Origin of the sequence: Arthrobacter sp. SLBN-53 (genome assembly GCF_006715585.1) — a bacterium.
Lineage (GTDB): Bacteria > Actinomycetota > Actinomycetes > Mycobacteriales > Mycobacteriaceae > Mycobacterium > Mycobacterium neoaurum_A.
This window is the reverse complement of the sequence record NZ_VFNN01000001.1, coordinates 2,261,312-2,279,432: the sequence shown is the minus strand read 5'-3', so window position 1 is coordinate 2,279,432 and position 18,121 is coordinate 2,261,312. Positions and strand designations below refer to the sequence as shown.

Below are 18,121 nucleotides of genomic sequence, written 5' to 3'. Positions count from 1 at the left end.
GAACATCTCCCCATGGACCAGGTGGACGCCGATCCCGCGCTGCGCGTCGAGGGCCTGACCGTCGATATCCGCACCATCACCGGTACCGTCCGGGCCGTCGACCATGTCAGCTTCGCCGCCCGCACCGGTGAGACGCTGGCACTGCTCGGTGAGTCCGGCTGCGGTAAATCGATGACCGCCACTGCGCTCGTCGGTCTGCTCGAACCGGTGGCACAGGTCGCCGACGGCACGGCCCGCATCGGCGATGTCGACATTCTCTCGGTGGGCCGTAAGAAGCGACGCGAGATGGCGGGCCCGGAGTTGGCGATCGTCTTCCAGGACGCGCTGACCGCGCTCAACCCGCTCTACACCGTCGGCACCCAGTTGGCCGAACCGTTCCGCATCCATCACGGCATGAAGGCCAAAGAAGCCAAGGCCAAGGCGGTGGAACTGATGGCGCGCGTGGGCATCCCGCAGCCCGAAGAACGGATGAAGGCCTACCCGCACCAGTTCTCCGGGGGCATGCGCCAACGCCTGCTCATCGCGATGGCCGTCGCACTCAACCCGAAGGTGCTGATCGCCGACGAGCCGACGACGGCGCTGGACGTCACCGTGCAGGCGCAGATCATGGCCCTGCTCAAGAGCCTGCGTGCGGAATACGACATGGCGGTCGTGCTGATCACCCACGATCTCGCCCTTGTCGCCGAGGAGGCCGATCGCGTCGCCGTCATGTATGCCGGCAGCATCGTCGAAACCGGTCCGGTGTCGGAGGTTTTCGCCGATCCGAAACACCCGTACACCAAAGGGCTGCTCGATTCGGTGCCGGTCGACGCCGAGCGCGGTGCCGAGCTCAAATCGATCGGCGGGAGTCCGCCGGACCTGCACTCGATCCCGGCCGGGTGTGTGTACCAGGACCGCTGCCCGCTGGTCGCCGATATCTGCCGCGGCACCCGTCCCGCCCTGCAGTCCGTCGGTAGCCGGCGCGCGTCCGCCTGCCACTTCCCCTCGGAGGTCTCCCATGTCTGATCCGACAACGGCACCCGATTCAGTGCTCGAGGTCCGCGACCTCACCAAGTCCTTCCGGGTGTCCGGCGGCAAGACACTGACCGCGCTCGACGGCATCAATCTGGATATGGCCCGCGGTGAGACGCTGGGTCTGGTCGGCGAATCCGGTTGTGGCAAGTCCACCCTCGCCCGCACCCTGATGATGCTGGAACGCCCCGACACGGGTTCGGTGAGCTTCGAGGGAATCGATCCGTTCGCGCTCAAAGGCAAGGAACTGCTGAAGTTCCGGCGTCGCGTGCAGATGGTGTTCCAGGATCCCTACGCCTCGCTGAACTCGCGGATGACGGCGGCCGAGATCATCGCCGAACCATGGCGTACACACCGGTCCCTGTACAAGACCCGCGCCGACCGCGATATGCGGGTGCGCGGCCTGCTCGATCTGGTCGGCCTGGGCGCGAAGGCCTTCGGCAAATACCCGCAGGAGTTCTCCGGTGGCCAGCGCCAGCGCATCGGCATCGCCCGGGCTCTCGCGCTGAATCCCGAGGTCATCATCTGCGACGAGCCGGTGTCGGCGTTGGACCTCTCGGTGCAGGCGCAGATCCTCAACCTCCTCAACGACCTGCAGCAGGAGCTGAAGATCTCCTACGTCTTCATCTCCCACGATCTGTCGGTGGTGCGCCACGTCGCCGACCGGGTTGCCGTGATGTACCTGGGCCGGATCATCGAGACCGGGCCCACCGAAGCGGTTTTCGATCGGCCCGAGCATCACTACACGTCCGCTCTCATGTCGGCCGCGCCCAAGCTGCACGACGCGGCGCGCGGCGAGCGGATCCTGCTCACGGGCGAGGTGCCCTCACCGCTGAACCCGCCGTCGGGATGCCGCTTCCGGACCCGCTGTGCCCACGCGACCGACATCTGTGCCCGGCAGCGTCCACCGTTGGCCGTCGATCCCGTGGTCGCAGGCCACACCGCGGAATGTCATCACCCTGCCCTGCACGAGGCATCGGCGTTGTCGCACAGCGCATGAGCTGGGTGGCGGGGACCTCGGACCATGGGGCGTGCGGGACATGAATACGAGCGTGCCCGGGTTCGCGGTCATCATGGTCGCGGTGATGTTGGCGTCCTGTCTGCAGGGCTCCATCGGCTTCGGTATGGGCATGCTGGCCGCACCGGTGGTCGCAATCTTCGATCCCGCGCTGGTACCCGGCACGTTGATCATGCTGGCCACCCTGCTCACGCTGCTGGTGGTGCTGCGCGAAGGCACTGCCATCGATATGCGCGGAACCGGGTGGGCGCTGCTCGGCCGGGTTCCCGGGACCATCGCCGGCGCACTGCTGCTGGCGGTCATACCTGAACGCGCCCTGGCGATCCTGATCGCGGCCGTGGTGCTCGCCGGCGTGGCGATCACCAGCCTGGGTTGGATTCCCGAACCCCGGCGGCGCAACCTGATGCTGGCCGGCGCCACCTCCGGTGTGCTCGGTACCGCGACATCCATCGGCGGACCGCCGATGGCGCTGGTGTGGCAGCGCAGCAGTGGTGCCCAGCTGCGAGCGACCATGGCAGGCTTCTTCCTGGTCGGCTCGCTCATGTCCATCGCCATGCTGGGCGTGACCGGTGCCGTGGACCACCACACAGTGCAGATGTTCGCACTCCTCGTACCGGCGGCGGTTCTGGGATATGTGTTGTCGCGCTACGCCAACCGCATCCTCACTCCCTTGCGGCAGCGGTGGACCGCCATCGCCGCATCCACCGCGGGCGCGGTGGTTCTCGTCGTCCGACAGACAGGCCTGTTATGACCGAATCGACTGCACGCGCGGGAGTCAAGTCGGCTGTCCGCACCGTCGAGCTGCTGGAGTACCTGGCCGCGCGACAGGACGAACCAGCCCGAATCCGGGAGATCAGTGAGGATCTCGGCATGCCGCGCAGCAGCGCACACGCCCTGCTGCGCACCCTGATGGCACAGGGCTGGGTGCGTGCGGACGAGACCGGGACGCTCTACGGCATCGGGATCCGTGCGCTACTGGTGGGCACCAGCTATCTCGACGGAGATCCGTATCTGCCCATGATCGCGCCGTTCCTGGACGATCTGCGCAGCGACTGGGACGAGACATTCCACCTCGGCCGCCTCGACGGCACCGACATCGTCTACCTGGCCACCCGCGAATCCCAGCAGTATCGCCGCGCCACCAATCGGGTCGGCAGGAGGCTGCCGGCACACGCCACCGCGCTGGGCAAGGCGCTGTTGGCCGAACGCACCGGCGTCGATCGCCACCATCACCTGCCCGCCGAGTTGGCGGCGATCACGCCGGGGACCATCACCTGCCACGATGAGCTGGCCGAGGCGCTGGACACCGTACGTATCCGCGGCTACGCCACCGACGACGAGGAGAACACTCAGGGAGTGCGCTGTTTCGCGGTCGCGCTGCGCTACTGCTGGCCGGCCCAGGACGCGATCAGCGCCTCGGTACCGATCGCACGGTTGACCGCAGAACGTGAGCGCGGCCTCATCGAGGCACTGTGCGCCGTCGGTGACAAGGTCAGCCGGGTGCTGCGTCCGATGGCCAATGGCGACAAGTGGTTCGCCTGATGTCGGCAGCGGACGTTCTCGAGCATTCAATCGCTGAATCAATTGATGCCACATCAGTGTTGGACGTGCATCAACCGATATTTATAGGCTGGTCGATATGAGCTCGTCGAAGCGCACCCCGATCGTCACTGAGATGCGGGTGGTCCCCATCGCCGGGCATGACAGCATGCTGCTGAACCTCAGCGGGGCACACGCCCCCTACTTCACCCGGAACCTGGTGATCCTCAAGGACTCCGACGGCAACACCGGTGTCGGCGAGGTCCCCGGTGGCGCCGCGATCGAGCGCACGCTTCTGGAGGCCAGACCGCTGGTCGAGGGCCGCGGTATCGGTGCCTACAACAACGTGCTCGGCGATATCCGCCGCACCTTCGCCGACCGTGACGCCGGCGGCCGCGGCGCCCAGACCTTCGATCTGCGAGTCACGGTGCACGCCGTGACCGCGGTCGAATCGGCCATGCTCGACCTGCTCGGGCAGCACCTCGGCGTGTCGGTCGCCGCGCTGCTGGGGGAGGGGCAGCAGCGAGATCGCGTTCAGGCCCTGGGGTATCTGTTCTTCGTCGGGGACAGTGCCAGGACCGATCTGCCCTACCGCACGGCCGCCGACGAGGCCGTCTCCGGTGATCCGGCCGACGAATGGCTGCAGGTCCGACACCGCGAGGCCATGACACCCGAGGGGGTTGTCCGGCTCGCCGAGGCGGCGCACGCGCGCTACGGCTTCGCCGACTTCAAGCTCAAGGGCGGGGTGCTGCCTGCCGCCGAGGAGGCCGCCGCCGTCGCCGCACTGGCCCGTCGCTTCCCCGAGGCGCGGATCACGTTGGACCCCAACGGCGGATGGCTGCTCAAGGATGCCATCGCGACCTGTCGGGGGTTGACCGATGTGCTGGCCTACGCAGAGGACCCGGTGGGGCCCGAGGGCGGGTTCTCCGGGCGCGAAGTGATGGCAGAGTTCAAGCGCGCCACCGGCCTGCCGACGGCCACCAACATGATCGCCACCGACTGGCGCGAGCTGGGCCACGCCATCCGGGCCGGTGCCGTCGACATCCCGCTCGCCGATCCGCACTTCTGGACGATGAACGGCTCGGTGCGCGTCGCGCAATTGTGCGCGGCCTGGGGCCTGACCTGGGGGTCGCACTCCAACAACCACTTCGACGTGTCACTGGCGATGTTCACCCAGGTTGCCGCGGCGGCACCGGGAGAGATCACCGCCATCGACACGCACTGGATTTGGCAGGATGGCCAACGCATCACCAAGGCGCCGTACGAGATCGTCGACGGATACCTCGACGTGCCCGCGGCACCCGGGCTCGGGGTCGAGCTCGACGAGGACCGGGTGGCAGCCGCGCACGAACTGTACCTCGCCGAGGGGCTGGGCGCCCGCGACGACGCCATCGCCATGCAGTATCTGATCCCGGGCTGGACGTTCGACAGCAAGCGGCCCTGCCTGCAGCGCGCATGAAAGTCTATGTGGCAGATCGTAACCTGGTCCCACACCGGGTGCGCTTCGAGGCAGCGGTACCGGCAGGTGTCGAACTGTTCTGGGCGGATGCCGATGGTTCGGTCGAGTGCCTGCGTGACGCCTCGGTGCATGTCGGTGGTCGGTTCACCGCCGAGATGGCCGCCGTCGCCGAGAAACTGGAGCTCGTGCATGTGGCCGGAGCAGGCACCGACCGGGTGGCATTCGATGCGCTGGCCCCCGATGTGCTGGTGGCCAACACGTTCCATCACGAACGGTCGATCGCCGAGTATGTCGTGGCGGCAGCCATCATGTTGCGTCGCGGCTTCCTGGCCCAGGATGCGGCATTGCGCAGGGACGTCTGGGCCAGCGCGGTCTACGACGACACCATCGCCCAGCCACCGACGCTCGCTGGTGCGCGGATCGGTTTCGTCGGGTTCGGCCATATCGGCCGACAGTCGTGGAAGTTGCTGCGGCAGTGGGGCTGTGGCGGCGCGGCGGTCACCGGATCCGGCCGGGTGACCGGCGATCACGGACTGGACCGGGTGGACGATGTGAGCAGGCTCGACGAGCTGGCCGGCGCGTCGGATGTCCTGGTCGTGTCAGCGCCGCTGACACCGGCGACCACCGGGATGATCGGCCGCACCCAGCTCGATGCGCTGGGTCCGCACGGGATTCTGATCAACGTGGGCCGCGGCCCGCTGGTAGACCAGCGCGCCGTCTATGACGCGCTGCGTACCGGTCGCCTCGGCGCCGCCGCGATCGACGTCTGGTACCGCTATCCCGAGGCCACCGGCCGCGGTGCCCTCGGCGCACCTGCGGACCTTCCGTTCCACGAGCTGCCGAACCTGCTGATGACCCCGCACTCCTCGGGCATCACGACCGATACCTTCCGGGGCCGGGTCGACGATATCGCGGCCAATATCGGCCGTCTGGTGCGTGGCGAGCCGCTGCACAATGTGGTGACGCGCTGACCGGTTGGGTCAACCGATGCCGTCGAGCGCCTGGTAGATCAGCCGGAAGTAGCGGTCGGTGCGGGCCGACCCCTCGATACCGGGGCCCATCTTGTTCATCACGTAGGCGATCGTGGTGCGCGAGTCCGGGTTCATCGACTCCCAGGATCCGCCCCAGCCACCCCAGAAGCAGATCTTGCCGTCCGGAATGTAACCGATTGCGGGACTGGGTAAACCGTATCCAAGACCCATGCGCAGGTGGTGCCCGGCCAGTACCAGGTCGGGACCCTCGATCTGTGGCTCGAAGATGTCGTCGACGGTATCGGGTCGCAGCAGGCGGATACCGTCGACGCTGCCGCCCAGCGAGATCACCGACAGGATCTTGGCCAGGGCTCGTGCGTTCGTGTGCCCGTTGGCGGCGCCGATATCTGCGGCCCGCCACTGTGGGGTGTTCGCGATCTGCGGCTCCGGCGCCGGCCCGGTGAACGTCTTGAGCATCTGCTCGGTCCAGTCCGGCATGGGCGGTATCCCCTCGAAAGGATCTGCCGGAGCGATGATCTCGGCGATCCGCGGTGCGTCCTCGGGCCGGGCGCCTATCTGGAAGTCGGCGCCGAGCGGACCGGCGATCTCCTCTGCGACGAACTGCTTCAACGGTTTTCCGGTGACCCGGCGAACCACTTCCCCGATCAGGTGGCCATGGGTCAGCGCGTGGTAGCCGGTGGCCGAACCCGGTTCCCACCAGGGGGACTGCGCTGCGAGCATGGTCGTGGAGCGGTCCCAGTCCAGGATGTCCTCGGGTGTCACCGGCTGATCCCACCCGGATACTCCCGAGGAATGCGTCAGCAGATGCCGGAACTCGATGCGGTCCTTGCCGCCGGCCCCGAACTCGGGCCACACCTCGGCGACGGGGGTCTGCGCTGTGACCAGGCCGCGGTCGATCAGCATCAGCCCGGCCAGTGCGGTGACGTTCTTGGTGGAGGACCACACGTTGACGATGGTGTCGGCGGTCCACGGCGTGGTGCGTGCCGCGTCGGCGTGACCACCCCAGATGTCGACGACCAGCTCGCCGCCGATATCGATCGCGATCGCGGCGCCGCACTCCTCACCGTCGTCGATGGCTCGGCCGAGCGCGTCGGCCACCTGCTCGAACCGGGGGTCGCACACACCGTCGACGGTCATGGCAGCCATCATGGCCGATCACCGTCGGGCGTATCTACCAGTTCTGGTAACCGCCCTCGGGGCCGAGCATCCGTTCCAATCTGCTGCGGCCGATCTTGGCCAGTTCGTTGCGCAGGATCTTGCGTTCGGTCTCGGTGTCATGGTGCATCCGGTCGGTGACGGCGGCCAGGACATCGCGTGCGCAGTGCCCGTCGACGAACATCACGAAGGTGAACCCGTAGCGCTGCGCGTACTGCCGCGAGGCGGCGCTCAGCGCTGCCATCAGTTCGGCATCGTCATCCCAGACCGCACAGGGTTCGGCCTGCGACTTCGCGCTGCGCGGTCGCCGACCGATATCGGGGCACGCGTCCAGGATCTGATCCACGGCGGATTCGGGCAGCTCGAACAGCGCGGCATCGGCGCGGCGGAACAGTGCGTCGTGATCGGGATAAGGGCGGCCGCGGACGAGTTCGCGGGCCAGCACGTAGCTGTTGCAGCACTCGTAGAGCGCGTGTACGGCCTTGCGTTCGGGCAACGCGTTGAACACGTCCAGGCCGATTCCCTGATGCAGCAACACGCATCAATCATCAGAGGGCCAGGACACGGCCGGGTTACCGCGTGTTACGGCGGTGCTAAATCAGGAGCCGATCAGTGGCCTTCTATCGGCGGAGCCGATCAGTGACCTTGAGCCTTGAACCGTTCGATCGAGCGCTGCAGCTCGGCCTCGGCCTCTTCGCGGCCGACCCAGTCGGCCGTCTTGACGAACTTGCCCGGCTCCAGGTCCTTGTAGTGCACGAAGAAATGCTTGATGGCGTCCAGCTCGAACTGGGAGACGTCACCGACATCCTGGATGTGCTCCCAGCGCGGGTCGTCGGCGAGCACGCAGAGCAGCTTGTCGTCGCCGCCGGCCTCGTCGGTCATCTTGAACATCGCGACCGGCCGCGCCTCGACAGTGCAGCCGGGGAAGACCGACTCGGGCAGCAGCACCAGGGCGTCCAGCGGATCGCCGTCCTCGCCGAGGGTGTCCTCGAAGAACCCGTAGTCAGCGGGGTAGCCGAACGAGGTGTAGAGGTACCGGTCCAGCTTGACCCGTCCGGTCTCATGATCCACTTCGTACTTGTTGCGGGACCCCTTGGGGATCTCGATGACGACGTCGAACGACACCCGAACAGCTCCTTCGCCTCGGTTGGTCTGGCGGGTCCACCTTAGAGGAGCGATACGCTGCACGTTATGCGGCCCGGTCGATGGCGCCGATCAACCCACCTGGTGATCGGTCTGGTGGTTCTCGTTCTCGTCGCCGTCGTGGTGGGGGTCGCCGCGATCGTGACGTCGTCGCGGACTGCGGCGAAGAACGCATTGCCGGCCCAGCCGGCGGCGGTGACGGCGGCTCCCGGTGTGGCACCGCTGGGCGATGCGGTCACCGAGCCGACGGCCAAGGGTATGGCGGCGATGTTGGCCGGCGCGCTGGCCGACCCGAACCTCGGAATGCTCACCGGCCGGGTCACCGATGCGGTCACCGGGCAGGAGCTGTGGTCCCAGGGTGAGGACATCCCCATGCAGCCGGCGTCGACCAACAAGACGCTGACCACCGCGGCGGCACTGCTGACCCTGGACCGGGATGCCAGGTTGACCACCACGGTGCGCGAGGGTGACCGACCCGGCGTGGTGGTGCTGCGCGGCGGCGGAGACCCGACACTGTCGGCCTTCGACGGTGACAAGCGCACCTGGTACAAGGGTGCGGCGCGGATCAGCGACCTGGCCGACCAGGTCAAGAAGGCCGGCGTGCGGGTCACGGCGGTGCAGGTCGACCTGAGTGCCTACAGCGGCCCGACGATGGCGATCGGCTGGGATCCGCTGGACATCGACGGTGGCGATATCGCGCCGATGGAATCGGTGATGCTCGACGGTGGTCGTACCCAACCGGTGTCCTACGACTCGCGTCGTTCGCGCACCCCCGGGCTGGATGCCGGCCGTGCGCTGGCCGTGGCGTTGGGTGTCGACCCGGCATCGGTGATGGTCAGCACCCGGTCCAGTGCCGACGCCGACGAGATCGCGTCGGTGCAGTCTCCGCCGCTGATCGAGCGGTTGCGCCAGATGATGTACGAGTCCGACAACGTGATGGCCGAATCCATCGGGCGTGAGGTGGCCGCCGCGCTGAACCGTCCGCAGAGCTTCGACGGCGCGGCACAAGCGGTGCTCGGGCAGTTGCGCGCCGCCGGTATCGACACCACGGGGGCCAAACTGCTTGATTCCAGTGGCCTTTCGGTCGACGACCGGCTGACCGCGCTTACCCTGGACCAGGTGATCGCTGTCGCTGTCGGAGATGACCAACCGAAACTGCGGCCGCTGGTCGACCTGCTGCCGATTGCCGGTGGCAGCGGAACGCTGTCGAACAGGTATCTCGACACCGACGAGGGGCGGGCCTCGGCGGGCTGGTTGCGTGCCAAGACCGGTTCGCTGACCGGGACCAACAGCCTGGCCGGCATCGTCACCGACAGCAGCGGCCGGGTGCTCACCTTCGCGTTGTTGTCCAACAATGCCGGGCCCACCGGTCGCACCTCGCTCGACGCCTTGGCCGCCAAGCTGCGACTGTGCGGGTGCGGCGGATGAGTCAGTCGGTCGGGGCCGCCGTGGACTGGGCGGTGGCAGCCACCGTCGGTGCCAAACTGTCCCGGCCCGCGCCGGCGACCACCGATTACACCCGTGATCAGGCCATCGCTCAGCTGGCCGAGGCTGCCCGCACCGCCGAGTTGCCGGTCCGCGAGGTGACGCACCTCAACGAGGGCGCCGAGGTCCCCGAAGCCAGGGTGGTCGACCGTCCGCAGTGGGTGCAGGCGGCCACCCAGTCCATGCGGGCGATGACCGGCGGCTCGGACGAACGGTCCCGCGGCGTCGCGGCAGCGTTGGCCGCCAAGGTCACCGGTGCCCAGACGGGTGCGGTGCTGGCCTTCATCTCCAGCGGAATCCTTGGGCAGTACGACCCCTTCTCCAACGGCGGCGAGTTACTGCTGGTCTATCCCAACGTCATTGCCGTGGAGCGGCAGCTGCGGGTCGATCCGGCCGACTTCCGGCTGTGGGTATGTCTGCACGAGGTCACCCATCGGGTCCAGTTCCGCGCCAATCCCTGGCTGGCCGAGCACATGTCGTCATCGCTGGACACGCTGACCGGTGACGGTGACGGTGCCGATCAGATCGGTGACCTGGTGGGTCGGCTCGCCGAGTACGTGCGCAATCAACGCAGCGGCTCCGCCGACGAGCCGAATTCGACCGGTGTGCTGGGGTTGCTGCGGGCGGTGCAGGCCGAACCGCAGCGCGCGGCGCTGGACAGGTTGCTGGTGCTCGGCACGTTGTTGGAGGGACACGCCGAGCATGTCATGGACGCCGTCGGGCCCGCCGTGGTGCCGACGGTGGCCACCATCCGGCATCGCTTCGACGAACGGCGCCAACGCAAACAACCTCCTCTGCAGCGACTCATCCGTACCCTGCTGGGTTTCGATGCCAAACTCAGTCAGTACACCCGCGGCAAGTCCTTCGTCGACGAGGTGGTGTCCCGGGTGGGCATGGATCGCTTCAACGCCATCTGGACCGATGCACAGACGCTGCCCAAGCCGGAGGAGATCGAGGAACCGCAGCGATGGATCGATCGGGTCCTGTAGCGCAATTGCGGTCAGCCGTAGCGGATTTCGCTGCGACGCAGCTGCGCTCTGCCGGGCCATGGGCGGTCGCGCTGTCCGGTGGTGCCGATTCGCTGGCGCTCACGGCGGTGGCCGCGATGCTGAGACCGACCACCGCGCTCATCGTCGACCACGGACTGCAGGACGGTTCGGAGCGGGTGGCCACCGCCGCGCGTGAGCATGCGATCCGGCTCGGATGTGTTGACGCACAGGTTCTTCGGGTCGAGGTCGGTACCGCCGGTGGTCCGGAGGCGGCGGCGCGGACCGCGCGTTACCGCGCTCTCGATCGCGGTCGTGGCGGTATGCCGGTGCTGCTCGGGCACACACTCGATGATCAAGCCGAGACGGTGCTGCTCGGCCTAGGGCGTGGTTCGGGTGCCCGTTCGATCGCCGGGATGCGTCCGCTCGATGATCCGTGGTGTCGGCCGCTGCTGGGGCAGCGGCGCGCCACGACGGTGTCAGCCTGTGCCGAGCTGGGGCTGACACCGTGGCACGATCCGCACAACACCGATCCCCGCTTCACCAGGGTCCGGTTGCGTACCGAGGTGCTCCCGCTGCTGGAGGAGGTGCTCGGCGGTGGCGTGGCCGCGGCCCTGGCCCGTACCGCCACCGCGCTGCGGGAGGACACCGAGGCGTTGGACGCGTTGGCCGGGACCCACGCCACCCATGGCGACACCTTGGATGTCTCCGATCTGGCGGTGCTGCCCAGCGCGATCCGCCGCCGGGTGATCCGCGGCTGGCTGCTGGGAAGTGGTGCCTGCAATCTCAACGACGGCCAGTTACGCGCCGTGGAGGCCCTGATCACGCAATGGCGCGGTCAGGGCGGGGTGGCGGTGCCCGGTGAGGTGCCCGCCGAGCGCTTGTTCGTGGCCCGCCGGGACGGGCTGCTGACGCTCTACTGTGAACCCGTCGGGTGAGCACCGCTACGCTGTGGGCGTGACTGCGGAGTTGTATCCCGGCGACATCAAGTCGGTCTTGCTGTCCGAAGACGAGATCAAGGCCAAGACTGCTGAACTCGCCGCCCAGATCGCCGCCGATTATCGTGCCGGCGACGGTGACCAGGATCTGCTCCTGATCACGGTGCTCAAGGGCGCCGTCATGTTCGTGACCGACCTGGCACGTGCCATCGGGGTGCCCACCCAGCTGGAGTTCATGGCGGTCAGCTCCTACGGATCCTCGACGTCCTCCTCGGGTGTGGTGCGCATCCTCAAGGACCTGGATCGCGATATCCACGACCGTGACGTGCTGATCGTCGAGGACATCATCGATTCGGGGCTGACGCTGTCCTGGTTGTTGCGCAACTTGGCGACACGCAATCCCCGGTCGCTGCGTGTCTGCACGCTGCTCCGCAAGCCCGATGCGGTGCGCGCCGATGTCGACGTCACCTATATCGGCTTCGACATCCCCAACGAGTTCGTCGTCGGCTACGGCCTCGACTATGCCGAGCGCTACCGCGACCTGCCCTATATCGGCACGCTGGAGCCGAAGGTGTACCAGTCGCCGTAGTGGTGTCAGCATGTCCTACGGGGAGTGATGTCGTCCGCCGTTGGTTCCGGTTCTGGACTTCGAGCGCGTGGTGCGCCCCGCGCGATCGAGATTCGCCATGTGTCGGATGCTTCGAAAGAATCCCGCGTGGCGCTGTCGGACCGATCGGCCCAATGACTGCCTTTTGCGATCCATAACCCCTTGCGGCTGAGGGTTTCCTGGAGTAAGATCGAACATAAGTTCGAATGCGCCGCGGTTCTCGATCCTCGGATCTGGTGAGCCGCAGACCGCGACTCCGGTCGCCGCGGGGTTCGACGGTCCTGTTTGGGGGATCGTGCGGGCTGTGTGTGTGGGGTGGTGCCCCTTGGTGGGTGCTGTGGGGGGAAGTCGGTATCCGTTATGGACGCCAGCTGTCTTGATGCGTTTGTCGACGCGCTGATCGACGATCTCGCTCCGGTACCACCGGAGGGTGATGTCGGGCCGCGCTTGGGCCGGTTGGTGGATTGTCCGCGGCCGGTGGTCGATGACGAGGCGTTGCTGGGTGTGTTGGCTGCTGCGGTGTCGGCCCGGAATCTGTTGGACTTTGTGATCGCCTCGGCGGTGGTGGCGGCCGAGCGGGCGGGTGTGCCGGGTCGGCGGCACCTGTGCACCGGCGCCGACGTGTTGAGGTTGTTGGGGATGGCCCCGGGTGCGGCGGCCCGGGCGGTACGGGTGGGGCGCGCCGCATCGTCGTTGCCGGCGTTGACGACCGCGCAGCGGTTGGGTGGGATCGGTATCGAGTTCGCCGACGCCGTCGGCAAAGGTGTCGCGCACGTGGAGTCACGGACGCCGTTGTCCGACGAGGAACGGGCGACGGTGGTGCGTGCATTGATGGTGCAGACCTCCCCGGCCGAGGTGGCGGCCAAAGCCCGGGCGATCGCCATCGACCGGGGTGCGAGTCTTGCCCCTGCCGACCGGGTGGTGCCGGTCGCCGAGAACGCGACGCTGAACGAGATGACGTTGGTGCAGAACGCTGAGGGCCGGTTCGAGGCCACCCTGGATCTGGACGTCGGGACCGGGGAAGAGTTGTGTGCGGCGTTGGATCCGTTGTGCCGACCGGTCCCGCTACCGGACGGATCCCCGGATCCCCGGTCCGTTGATGCCCGGCGGGCGGAGGCGTTGGGGCAGGTGCTGCGCACCTACCTGTCGCAGTCAAGGCGTCCGATGTCCGGTGGCGTACTCCCGCACGTCACCCTGATCCGACCGGTGGCCCCGGGCGTGACGGCGGGCAACAGTGGGGAGGTGGTGGATCGGTTGGGGTTCGGTGGCCCGATCTCCGCCGCGACCGCCGAGCTGATCGCCTGCGATTCCACGCTGACGTCGGTGATCGTCGACCACGCCGGGGTGCCGTTGGATGTCGGGCGCGCCCAGCGGTTGTTCACCCCGGCGATCCGTAAAGCGCTGGCCGTCCGCGATGGTGGGTGCGCCCATCCCGGGTGTGGGCGGCCGGTGTCGTGGTGCGATGCCCACCACATCCACCCCTGGAGCGCCGGGGGTGCAACGAGTGTGGACAACGGGGTGCTGCTGTGCCGGTTGCACCAAAGCTTGATCCATCACGGTGGCTGGCAGGTCTATCTCGGCCCAGACCGCCACCCCTGGTTCATCCCACCCCACACACCAGAAGGGGCCGAACCGGAGCATCTGCGCTCCCACACCCGACGCACCATGACCGACCTACCCACCGCCGCATAACCCCCAACGCCCCAAAGCCCCGAGGCCCCAAAGCTGAAGCGCACCTTGACAACTACACAGCGAATCAGGCGCCGCCTGGGATTGAGCTGGCCCCGTCACTGCCGACAGACGTCTGGGGTCAGCTCAGTTCCCACACCGCCGTGACGGTGAACCCGACGGTCTGCTGTCCTGGTGACAGTGGAACCGCCTCGGCCATTGCGCCGCGGGGCATCGGCATCGGGGGCGGGGGAGTCGACCCGGAGGCCTCCGAGATCGACACCACGTCACCCAGGTCCAGGCCCGACAGTTCGGCGTACTGCTGGGCGCGGGCCTTGGCGTCCTCGAAGGCACGGGCGCGTGCGTCACGCACCAGCTGGGAGTCGTCGGCAATCGAATAGCTCACGGAGTTGATCCGTGTCGCGTCGCCACCGGCGTCGACTATCAGCGCCAGGACGTCGGAGGCCCGGCCGGCGTCGCGGATCTTCACGTCCACCCCGTTGCTGGCGCGGTAGGAGTCGATGCGGGTGCCGTCGTTGTTGTACTGCGGCTGCAGCGACACCTGGCTGGTGCTGATATCGCGTTCCTCGATGCCGGCACCGGTCAACGCGTCGATCACGGCTCGCTGGCGCTGACTGGTCTGGTTCAGTGCGCCGGAGACGTCGGGCGCGATCGCCTCCATCGCCGCCGACACCGTCAACGTGTCCGGGGTGCCCTGCACCTCGCCAGAGCCCACCACGGTGACCTGTCGACCCGTCGACGCGGCGGGCTGACCCGTCGCGACCGGACCGGAGTTCGAATCACAGGCGGTCATCCCGATGGCGAGGGCGCCGGCGAGGGCTGCAAGGCTGACACGGACCGGCAATCGTTGCGCGAAGGTCATGTTCGCACCATAACCGTTCACGGCGTGACGAGGATCTTGCAATGCCGCTCGGGATCGGACAGATCGGCGAAGGCCTCCGCCACACCGTCGAGTCCGACCTCGCCGGTGATCATCGGGGCCACGTCGATATCCCCCTCGGCGATGGCCCGCAGCGACTCGGCGAACTCGGCCGGGTCGTAGCCGAAGACGAAATGCAGGCTGAGCTGCTTGGCGCTGGCGAAGAACGGGTGCACCGTGTCGGGTTGCATGCAGACTCCGGCGATCACCACCCGGGTACCTGCCGGTGCCCTGCGCATGACGTCGTCGAGGATGCCCGGGGCGCCCACCGCCTCGAACACCACTGCCGGCGTGCTCCGGTGAAACGGTGATCCCTGGCTCGGATCGACCGTCACGTGCGCACCCATCCGCGCGGCCAACTCACGTCGGGTGGGTGAGAAGTCAGACGCCACAATGGTTTCCACACCGCGGTAGCGCAGCGCGGCGATGATCGCGATCCCGATCGGCCCACACCCGATCACCAGCGCGGTCTCCCCGCGCTGGACCTGCGAGGTGTTCACCGCGTGCAGACCGACGGCCATCGGTTCGGTCAGCGCGGCATGCCGCGGGTCCAGTCCGTTGGGCACCGGCAGCAGCAGCGGTGCCGACAGGAGCATCCGCTCGGCGTAACCGCCGACGGTGGAGTTGCTGTAGACGATCATCTCCAGACCGGACGGTGACACCAGCACCGGGACCGACGTGACGATCGTGCCGGCGGCGGGCGCGTCGGTACCTGGGCCCGCGTCCAGTATCTCGGCGCTGAACTCGTGGCCCATATAGACATCGGTGGCAAGATCGATGCCTGACAGCGTGTCGGGCATGCCCTCCATCTCCGCGCCGGCCGCCAACATCTCCTCGCCATGCGAGGCGAAATGCAGGTCCGACCCGCAGATCCCGCAGGCCTTGACCGCCACCAGCACCTGACCTGGGCCGGGGACGGGGACGGGTTCGGGGACATCGTCGCGGACCACCATCGCACCATTGCGCAGAACGGCGGCGCGCATCAGCTCGTCGCCTTGGGTGCGGAGTCTTCGGCGGCGTCGGTGATCGCGTTGACAATCGCCTGTCCCGCGCGGCCGAGCAACTGATTTCGCATACCCTTCGCCCACTCGTGGGAGGCGTGCGGAGCGGTCAGCTGACCCTTGAAATGCGGGATCACCTCCCTGGCGAACAGTTCGTAGGAGTGGTAGGTCGCCGCCGGTGAGGCCCAGTCGTGTCCCAGCATGAGGAAGGTGCCGAATCCGCCCGAGCGATCCAGCAGGTCCTGGATGTAGGCAATTGCCTCGTCGGTGGTGCCGATGCAGCAATTTCCCTTGGCCGCATAGTCTTCGACGAACGCGCGGGCATCATCGGCGCCGCCATCGGTCGCGTTGGACAGCGGGACGAAACCGGCCGCGCCGAAATAGTTCGCGAAGTCCTGCAACCCGTAGGTGCAGTCCTCGATGGCCTGCTCCTTGGTGTCGGCGACGTGCACGATGCCCAGCACCCGCCAATCCTTGCGATCGGGGACGTCGCGGCCGGACCGCTGGGCCTGGTCGGTGACGATATCCCAGGTGGTCTCCACCGCTGCCGCACCGCCGGGCACCGACATCGACAACGACAACAGGGAGGTTCCCAGCTGGCCGGCCAGTCGCGGACCGGACGGGGAAACCATTGCCGCGGTCGATATCTCGGGATATGGCCAGGTGTATGGCCGAACCTGGAGCGCGGCGTCGCGCAGCGTGAACCAATCGGTCTGGCGATCGACGCGTTCGTCGGGCGCCGCCCGGAACAACGCCAGGATCGCCTCGAGGGACTCCTGCATCATCCGGCGCTGGTCGACCGGATCGATGCCCATCATGTACGCGTCCGAGGGCAGTGCGCCGGGGCCCGTCCCGAACATCACCCGGCCACGGGTCAGATGGTCCAGCAGCACCCAGCGGTCGGCCACCATCAGCGGATGGTGATAGGGCAGTGACACCACCCCGGTGCCCAGTCTGATGTGGCGGGTGCGCTCGGCGGCGGTCGCGATGAACACCTCGGGACAGGAGATCAGTTCGTAACCGCCGGAATGGTGTTCACCGAACCAGGCCTCGTCATACCCCAGCCGGTCCAGCTCCTCGACGCGGTCCATGTCGTACTGCAGAGCCAGGGTGGGGGACTGGCCGGGCGGATGGAACGGGGTGAGGAACACCCCGAAGTTCAGCGGCGCGCTCACGCCAGCCCCCCGAGGAACTCCAGCAGCACGGCATTGACCTCGGTCGGGCGCTCCTGTTGCAGCCAGTGGCCGGCACCCTCGAGCAGAACCTCGTAGTACTCGCCGGTGGCCACCTCACGGACATGGTCTCGCGGGGTGAAGCTCAGCACCGGGTCGGCACTGCCGGCAAGGAACAGCACGGGTGCGGTGATGGTGGTGGTGACCACCCGGCCGGCAGCCGGGTCTGTGAGCTCCCAGTTGCGGTCGAAGTTGCGGTACCAGTTCAACGGGCCGGTGAAGCCGGTCGCCTCGAAAGCCCGGGCGTACTCGTCGAACTCTTCGGCGCTCATCCACTCGGGCAGCGGGGGCAGCGGATTGCCGGCCATTTCGTCGACCGGGCCGCCGAAGCCCTCCAAGGCGACCATCCGCTGCAGCGAGGCCCGCGGATCGGCGCCCAGCGCGGCATCGGCGACCCCGGGTTCCTGGAAATACAGGATGTAGAAGAAGTTGTCGCCGAAGATCCCGCGCCAGATCTGGGTGGGCGGGGCCGATGCCCGTGGGATCGGCGGAACACTCAGCGCGGCGACCGCGCGGACCCGATCGGGATGGAACAGCGGGAAGTTCGTCACCACCGGGGAGCCCCAGTCGTGACCGATCAGCACCGCGCGTTCGGTGCCCACATCGTCGAGCAGTCCGGCGATGTCGTTGGTCAGCTCGATGATGTCGTAGTCCTCGATCGCCTCCGGCCGCGAGGAGCCACCGTATCCACGCTGGTCCGGGGCCAAAACGTGGTAGCCGGCGGCCGCCAGCTCAGGGATCTGGTGGCGCCAGGAATGTGCGAGCTCGGGGAAGCCGTGAGCCAGCACCACCACCGGGTTGCCGCGCTCACCTGCCTCCGTCACGCGCAGCGTCACGCCGTTGGTATCAACTAACCGCTGGGTTGGTGTGAGCATCGTCTCACCCAAGCACACGTTCCCGGCCGTGACGAGCATCCCGGCCGGGAACTTCCGATCGTTGTTCAAGCG

General features: G+C 67.6%; 18 protein-coding genes. 11 read left to right on the top strand and 7 right to left on the bottom strand.

Annotated elements, in window-relative coordinates; all coding sequences use genetic code 11:
• Nucleotides 1–12: 12 nt before the first annotated feature.
• The 6 genes from FBY28_RS10875 (at nucleotide 13) to FBY28_RS10850 (ending at nucleotide 5,998) form a co-directional block, all read left to right on the top strand.
• Entirely contained in the window at nucleotides 13–1,005 is a 993-nt protein-coding gene (locus FBY28_RS10875; protein ID WP_141866629.1) for an ABC transporter ATP-binding protein, read from the top strand.
• Nucleotides 998–2,011, top strand: coding sequence for an ABC transporter ATP-binding protein (locus FBY28_RS10870; RefSeq protein WP_141866627.1), 1,014 nt, complete (start codon nucleotides 998–1,000; stop codon nucleotides 2,009–2,011). Before FBY28_RS10875 ends, FBY28_RS10870 begins: the two co-directional genes overlap by 8 nt.
• A gap of 40 nt (nucleotides 2,012–2,051) precedes the next feature.
• On the top strand, nucleotides 2,052–2,780 hold the full coding sequence (locus FBY28_RS10865; protein ID WP_141866625.1) for a sulfite exporter TauE/SafE family protein: 729 nt from the start codon (nucleotides 2,052–2,054) through the stop codon (nucleotides 2,778–2,780).
• A complete protein-coding gene (locus FBY28_RS10860; protein WP_141866623.1) occupies nucleotides 2,777–3,571 on the top strand; it encodes an IclR family transcriptional regulator in 795 nt (264 codons plus the stop codon). The genes FBY28_RS10865 and FBY28_RS10860 overlap by 4 nt, the downstream gene beginning before the upstream one ends.
• Before the next feature lie 97 nt (nucleotides 3,572–3,668).
• Nucleotides 3,669–5,027 carry an enolase C-terminal domain-like protein gene (locus FBY28_RS10855; protein ID WP_141866621.1) on the top strand — a complete coding sequence of 453 codons (1,359 nt, stop codon included), beginning with the start codon at nucleotides 3,669–3,671 and terminating at the stop codon, nucleotides 5,025–5,027.
• A gap of 8 nt (nucleotides 5,028–5,035) precedes the next feature.
• Entirely contained in the window at nucleotides 5,036–5,998 is a 963-nt protein-coding gene (locus tag FBY28_RS10850; RefSeq protein ID WP_286177940.1) for a 2-hydroxyacid dehydrogenase, read from the top strand.
• Between the two features lie 9 nt (nucleotides 5,999–6,007).
• Here FBY28_RS10850 and FBY28_RS10845 read toward each other — a convergent pair whose 3' ends face one another.
• The 3 genes from FBY28_RS10845 to FBY28_RS10835 all read right to left on the bottom strand — a co-directional run bounded on the left by FBY28_RS10845 (nucleotide 6,008) and on the right by FBY28_RS10835 (nucleotide 8,299).
• Nucleotides 6,008–7,156 (bottom strand): serine hydrolase domain-containing protein, encoded by a 1,149-nt coding sequence (locus FBY28_RS10845; protein WP_286177939.1) that lies wholly within the window; start codon nucleotides 7,154–7,156, stop codon nucleotides 6,008–6,010.
• A 34-nt stretch (nucleotides 7,157–7,190) separates the two neighbouring features.
• The gene (locus tag FBY28_RS10840; protein ID WP_174241603.1) at nucleotides 7,191–7,712 is read right to left on the bottom strand and encodes a 2-oxo-4-hydroxy-4-carboxy-5-ureidoimidazoline decarboxylase; all 522 of its coding nucleotides are present in this window, start codon (nucleotides 7,710–7,712) and stop codon (nucleotides 7,191–7,193) included.
• A gap of 98 nt (nucleotides 7,713–7,810) precedes the next feature.
• Entirely contained in the window at nucleotides 7,811–8,299 is a 489-nt protein-coding gene (locus FBY28_RS10835; RefSeq protein WP_019510803.1) for an inorganic diphosphatase, read from the bottom strand.
• 66 nt (nucleotides 8,300–8,365) lie between these two features.
• Between FBY28_RS10835 and dacB the strand changes: the two genes are divergently transcribed.
• The 5 genes from dacB (at nucleotide 8,366) to FBY28_RS10810 (ending at nucleotide 14,025) form a co-directional block, all read left to right on the top strand.
• Nucleotides 8,366–9,745, top strand: a complete 1,380-nt coding sequence (dacB, locus tag FBY28_RS10830; RefSeq protein ID WP_141866615.1) for a D-alanyl-D-alanine carboxypeptidase/D-alanyl-D-alanine endopeptidase — start codon at nucleotides 8,366–8,368, stop codon at nucleotides 9,743–9,745.
• Nucleotides 9,742–10,791, top strand: coding sequence for an Rv3626c family coenzyme F420 biosynthesis-associated protein (locus FBY28_RS10825; protein WP_174241602.1), 1,050 nt, complete (start codon nucleotides 9,742–9,744; stop codon nucleotides 10,789–10,791). The genes dacB and FBY28_RS10825 overlap by 4 nt, the downstream gene beginning before the upstream one ends.
• Before the next feature lie 5 nt (nucleotides 10,792–10,796).
• Nucleotides 10,797–11,726 (top strand): tRNA lysidine(34) synthetase TilS, encoded by a 930-nt coding sequence (gene tilS / locus FBY28_RS10820; protein ID WP_286177937.1) that lies wholly within the window; start codon nucleotides 10,797–10,799, stop codon nucleotides 11,724–11,726.
• A gap of 19 nt (nucleotides 11,727–11,745) precedes the next feature.
• Nucleotides 11,746–12,315 carry a hypoxanthine phosphoribosyltransferase gene (gene hpt, locus FBY28_RS10815; RefSeq protein ID WP_286177936.1) on the top strand — a complete coding sequence of 190 codons (570 nt, stop codon included), beginning with the start codon at nucleotides 11,746–11,748 and terminating at the stop codon, nucleotides 12,313–12,315.
• A 378-nt stretch (nucleotides 12,316–12,693) separates the two neighbouring features.
• The gene (locus FBY28_RS10810; protein ID WP_141866608.1) at nucleotides 12,694–14,025 is read left to right on the top strand and encodes an HNH endonuclease signature motif containing protein; all 1,332 of its coding nucleotides are present in this window, start codon (nucleotides 12,694–12,696) and stop codon (nucleotides 14,023–14,025) included.
• Between the two features lie 118 nt (nucleotides 14,026–14,143).
• Here the strand turns inward: FBY28_RS10810 and FBY28_RS10805 are convergent, their stop codons facing one another.
• Genes FBY28_RS10805 through FBY28_RS10790 form a run of 4 tightly spaced genes read right to left on the bottom strand, consistent with a single transcriptional unit; the run spans nucleotide 14,144 to nucleotide 18,049 of the window.
• Nucleotides 14,144–14,884, bottom strand: a complete 741-nt coding sequence (locus tag FBY28_RS10805) for an SIMPL domain-containing protein (protein WP_174241601.1) — start codon at nucleotides 14,882–14,884, stop codon at nucleotides 14,144–14,146.
• A 17-nt stretch (nucleotides 14,885–14,901) separates the two neighbouring features.
• A complete protein-coding gene (locus FBY28_RS10800) occupies nucleotides 14,902–15,924 on the bottom strand; it encodes a zinc-binding dehydrogenase (protein ID WP_141866604.1) in 1,023 nt (340 codons plus the stop codon).
• Nucleotides 15,924–17,117, bottom strand: coding sequence for an LLM class flavin-dependent oxidoreductase (locus FBY28_RS10795; protein ID WP_141866603.1), 1,194 nt, complete (start codon nucleotides 17,115–17,117; stop codon nucleotides 15,924–15,926). Before FBY28_RS10795 ends, FBY28_RS10800 begins: the two co-directional genes overlap by 1 nt.
• Nucleotides 17,114–18,049 (bottom strand): alpha/beta fold hydrolase, encoded by a 936-nt coding sequence (locus FBY28_RS10790; protein ID WP_174241600.1) that lies wholly within the window; start codon nucleotides 18,047–18,049, stop codon nucleotides 17,114–17,116. The genes FBY28_RS10795 and FBY28_RS10790 overlap by 4 nt, the downstream gene beginning before the upstream one ends.
• Between the last annotated feature and the right edge of the window lie 72 nt (nucleotides 18,050–18,121).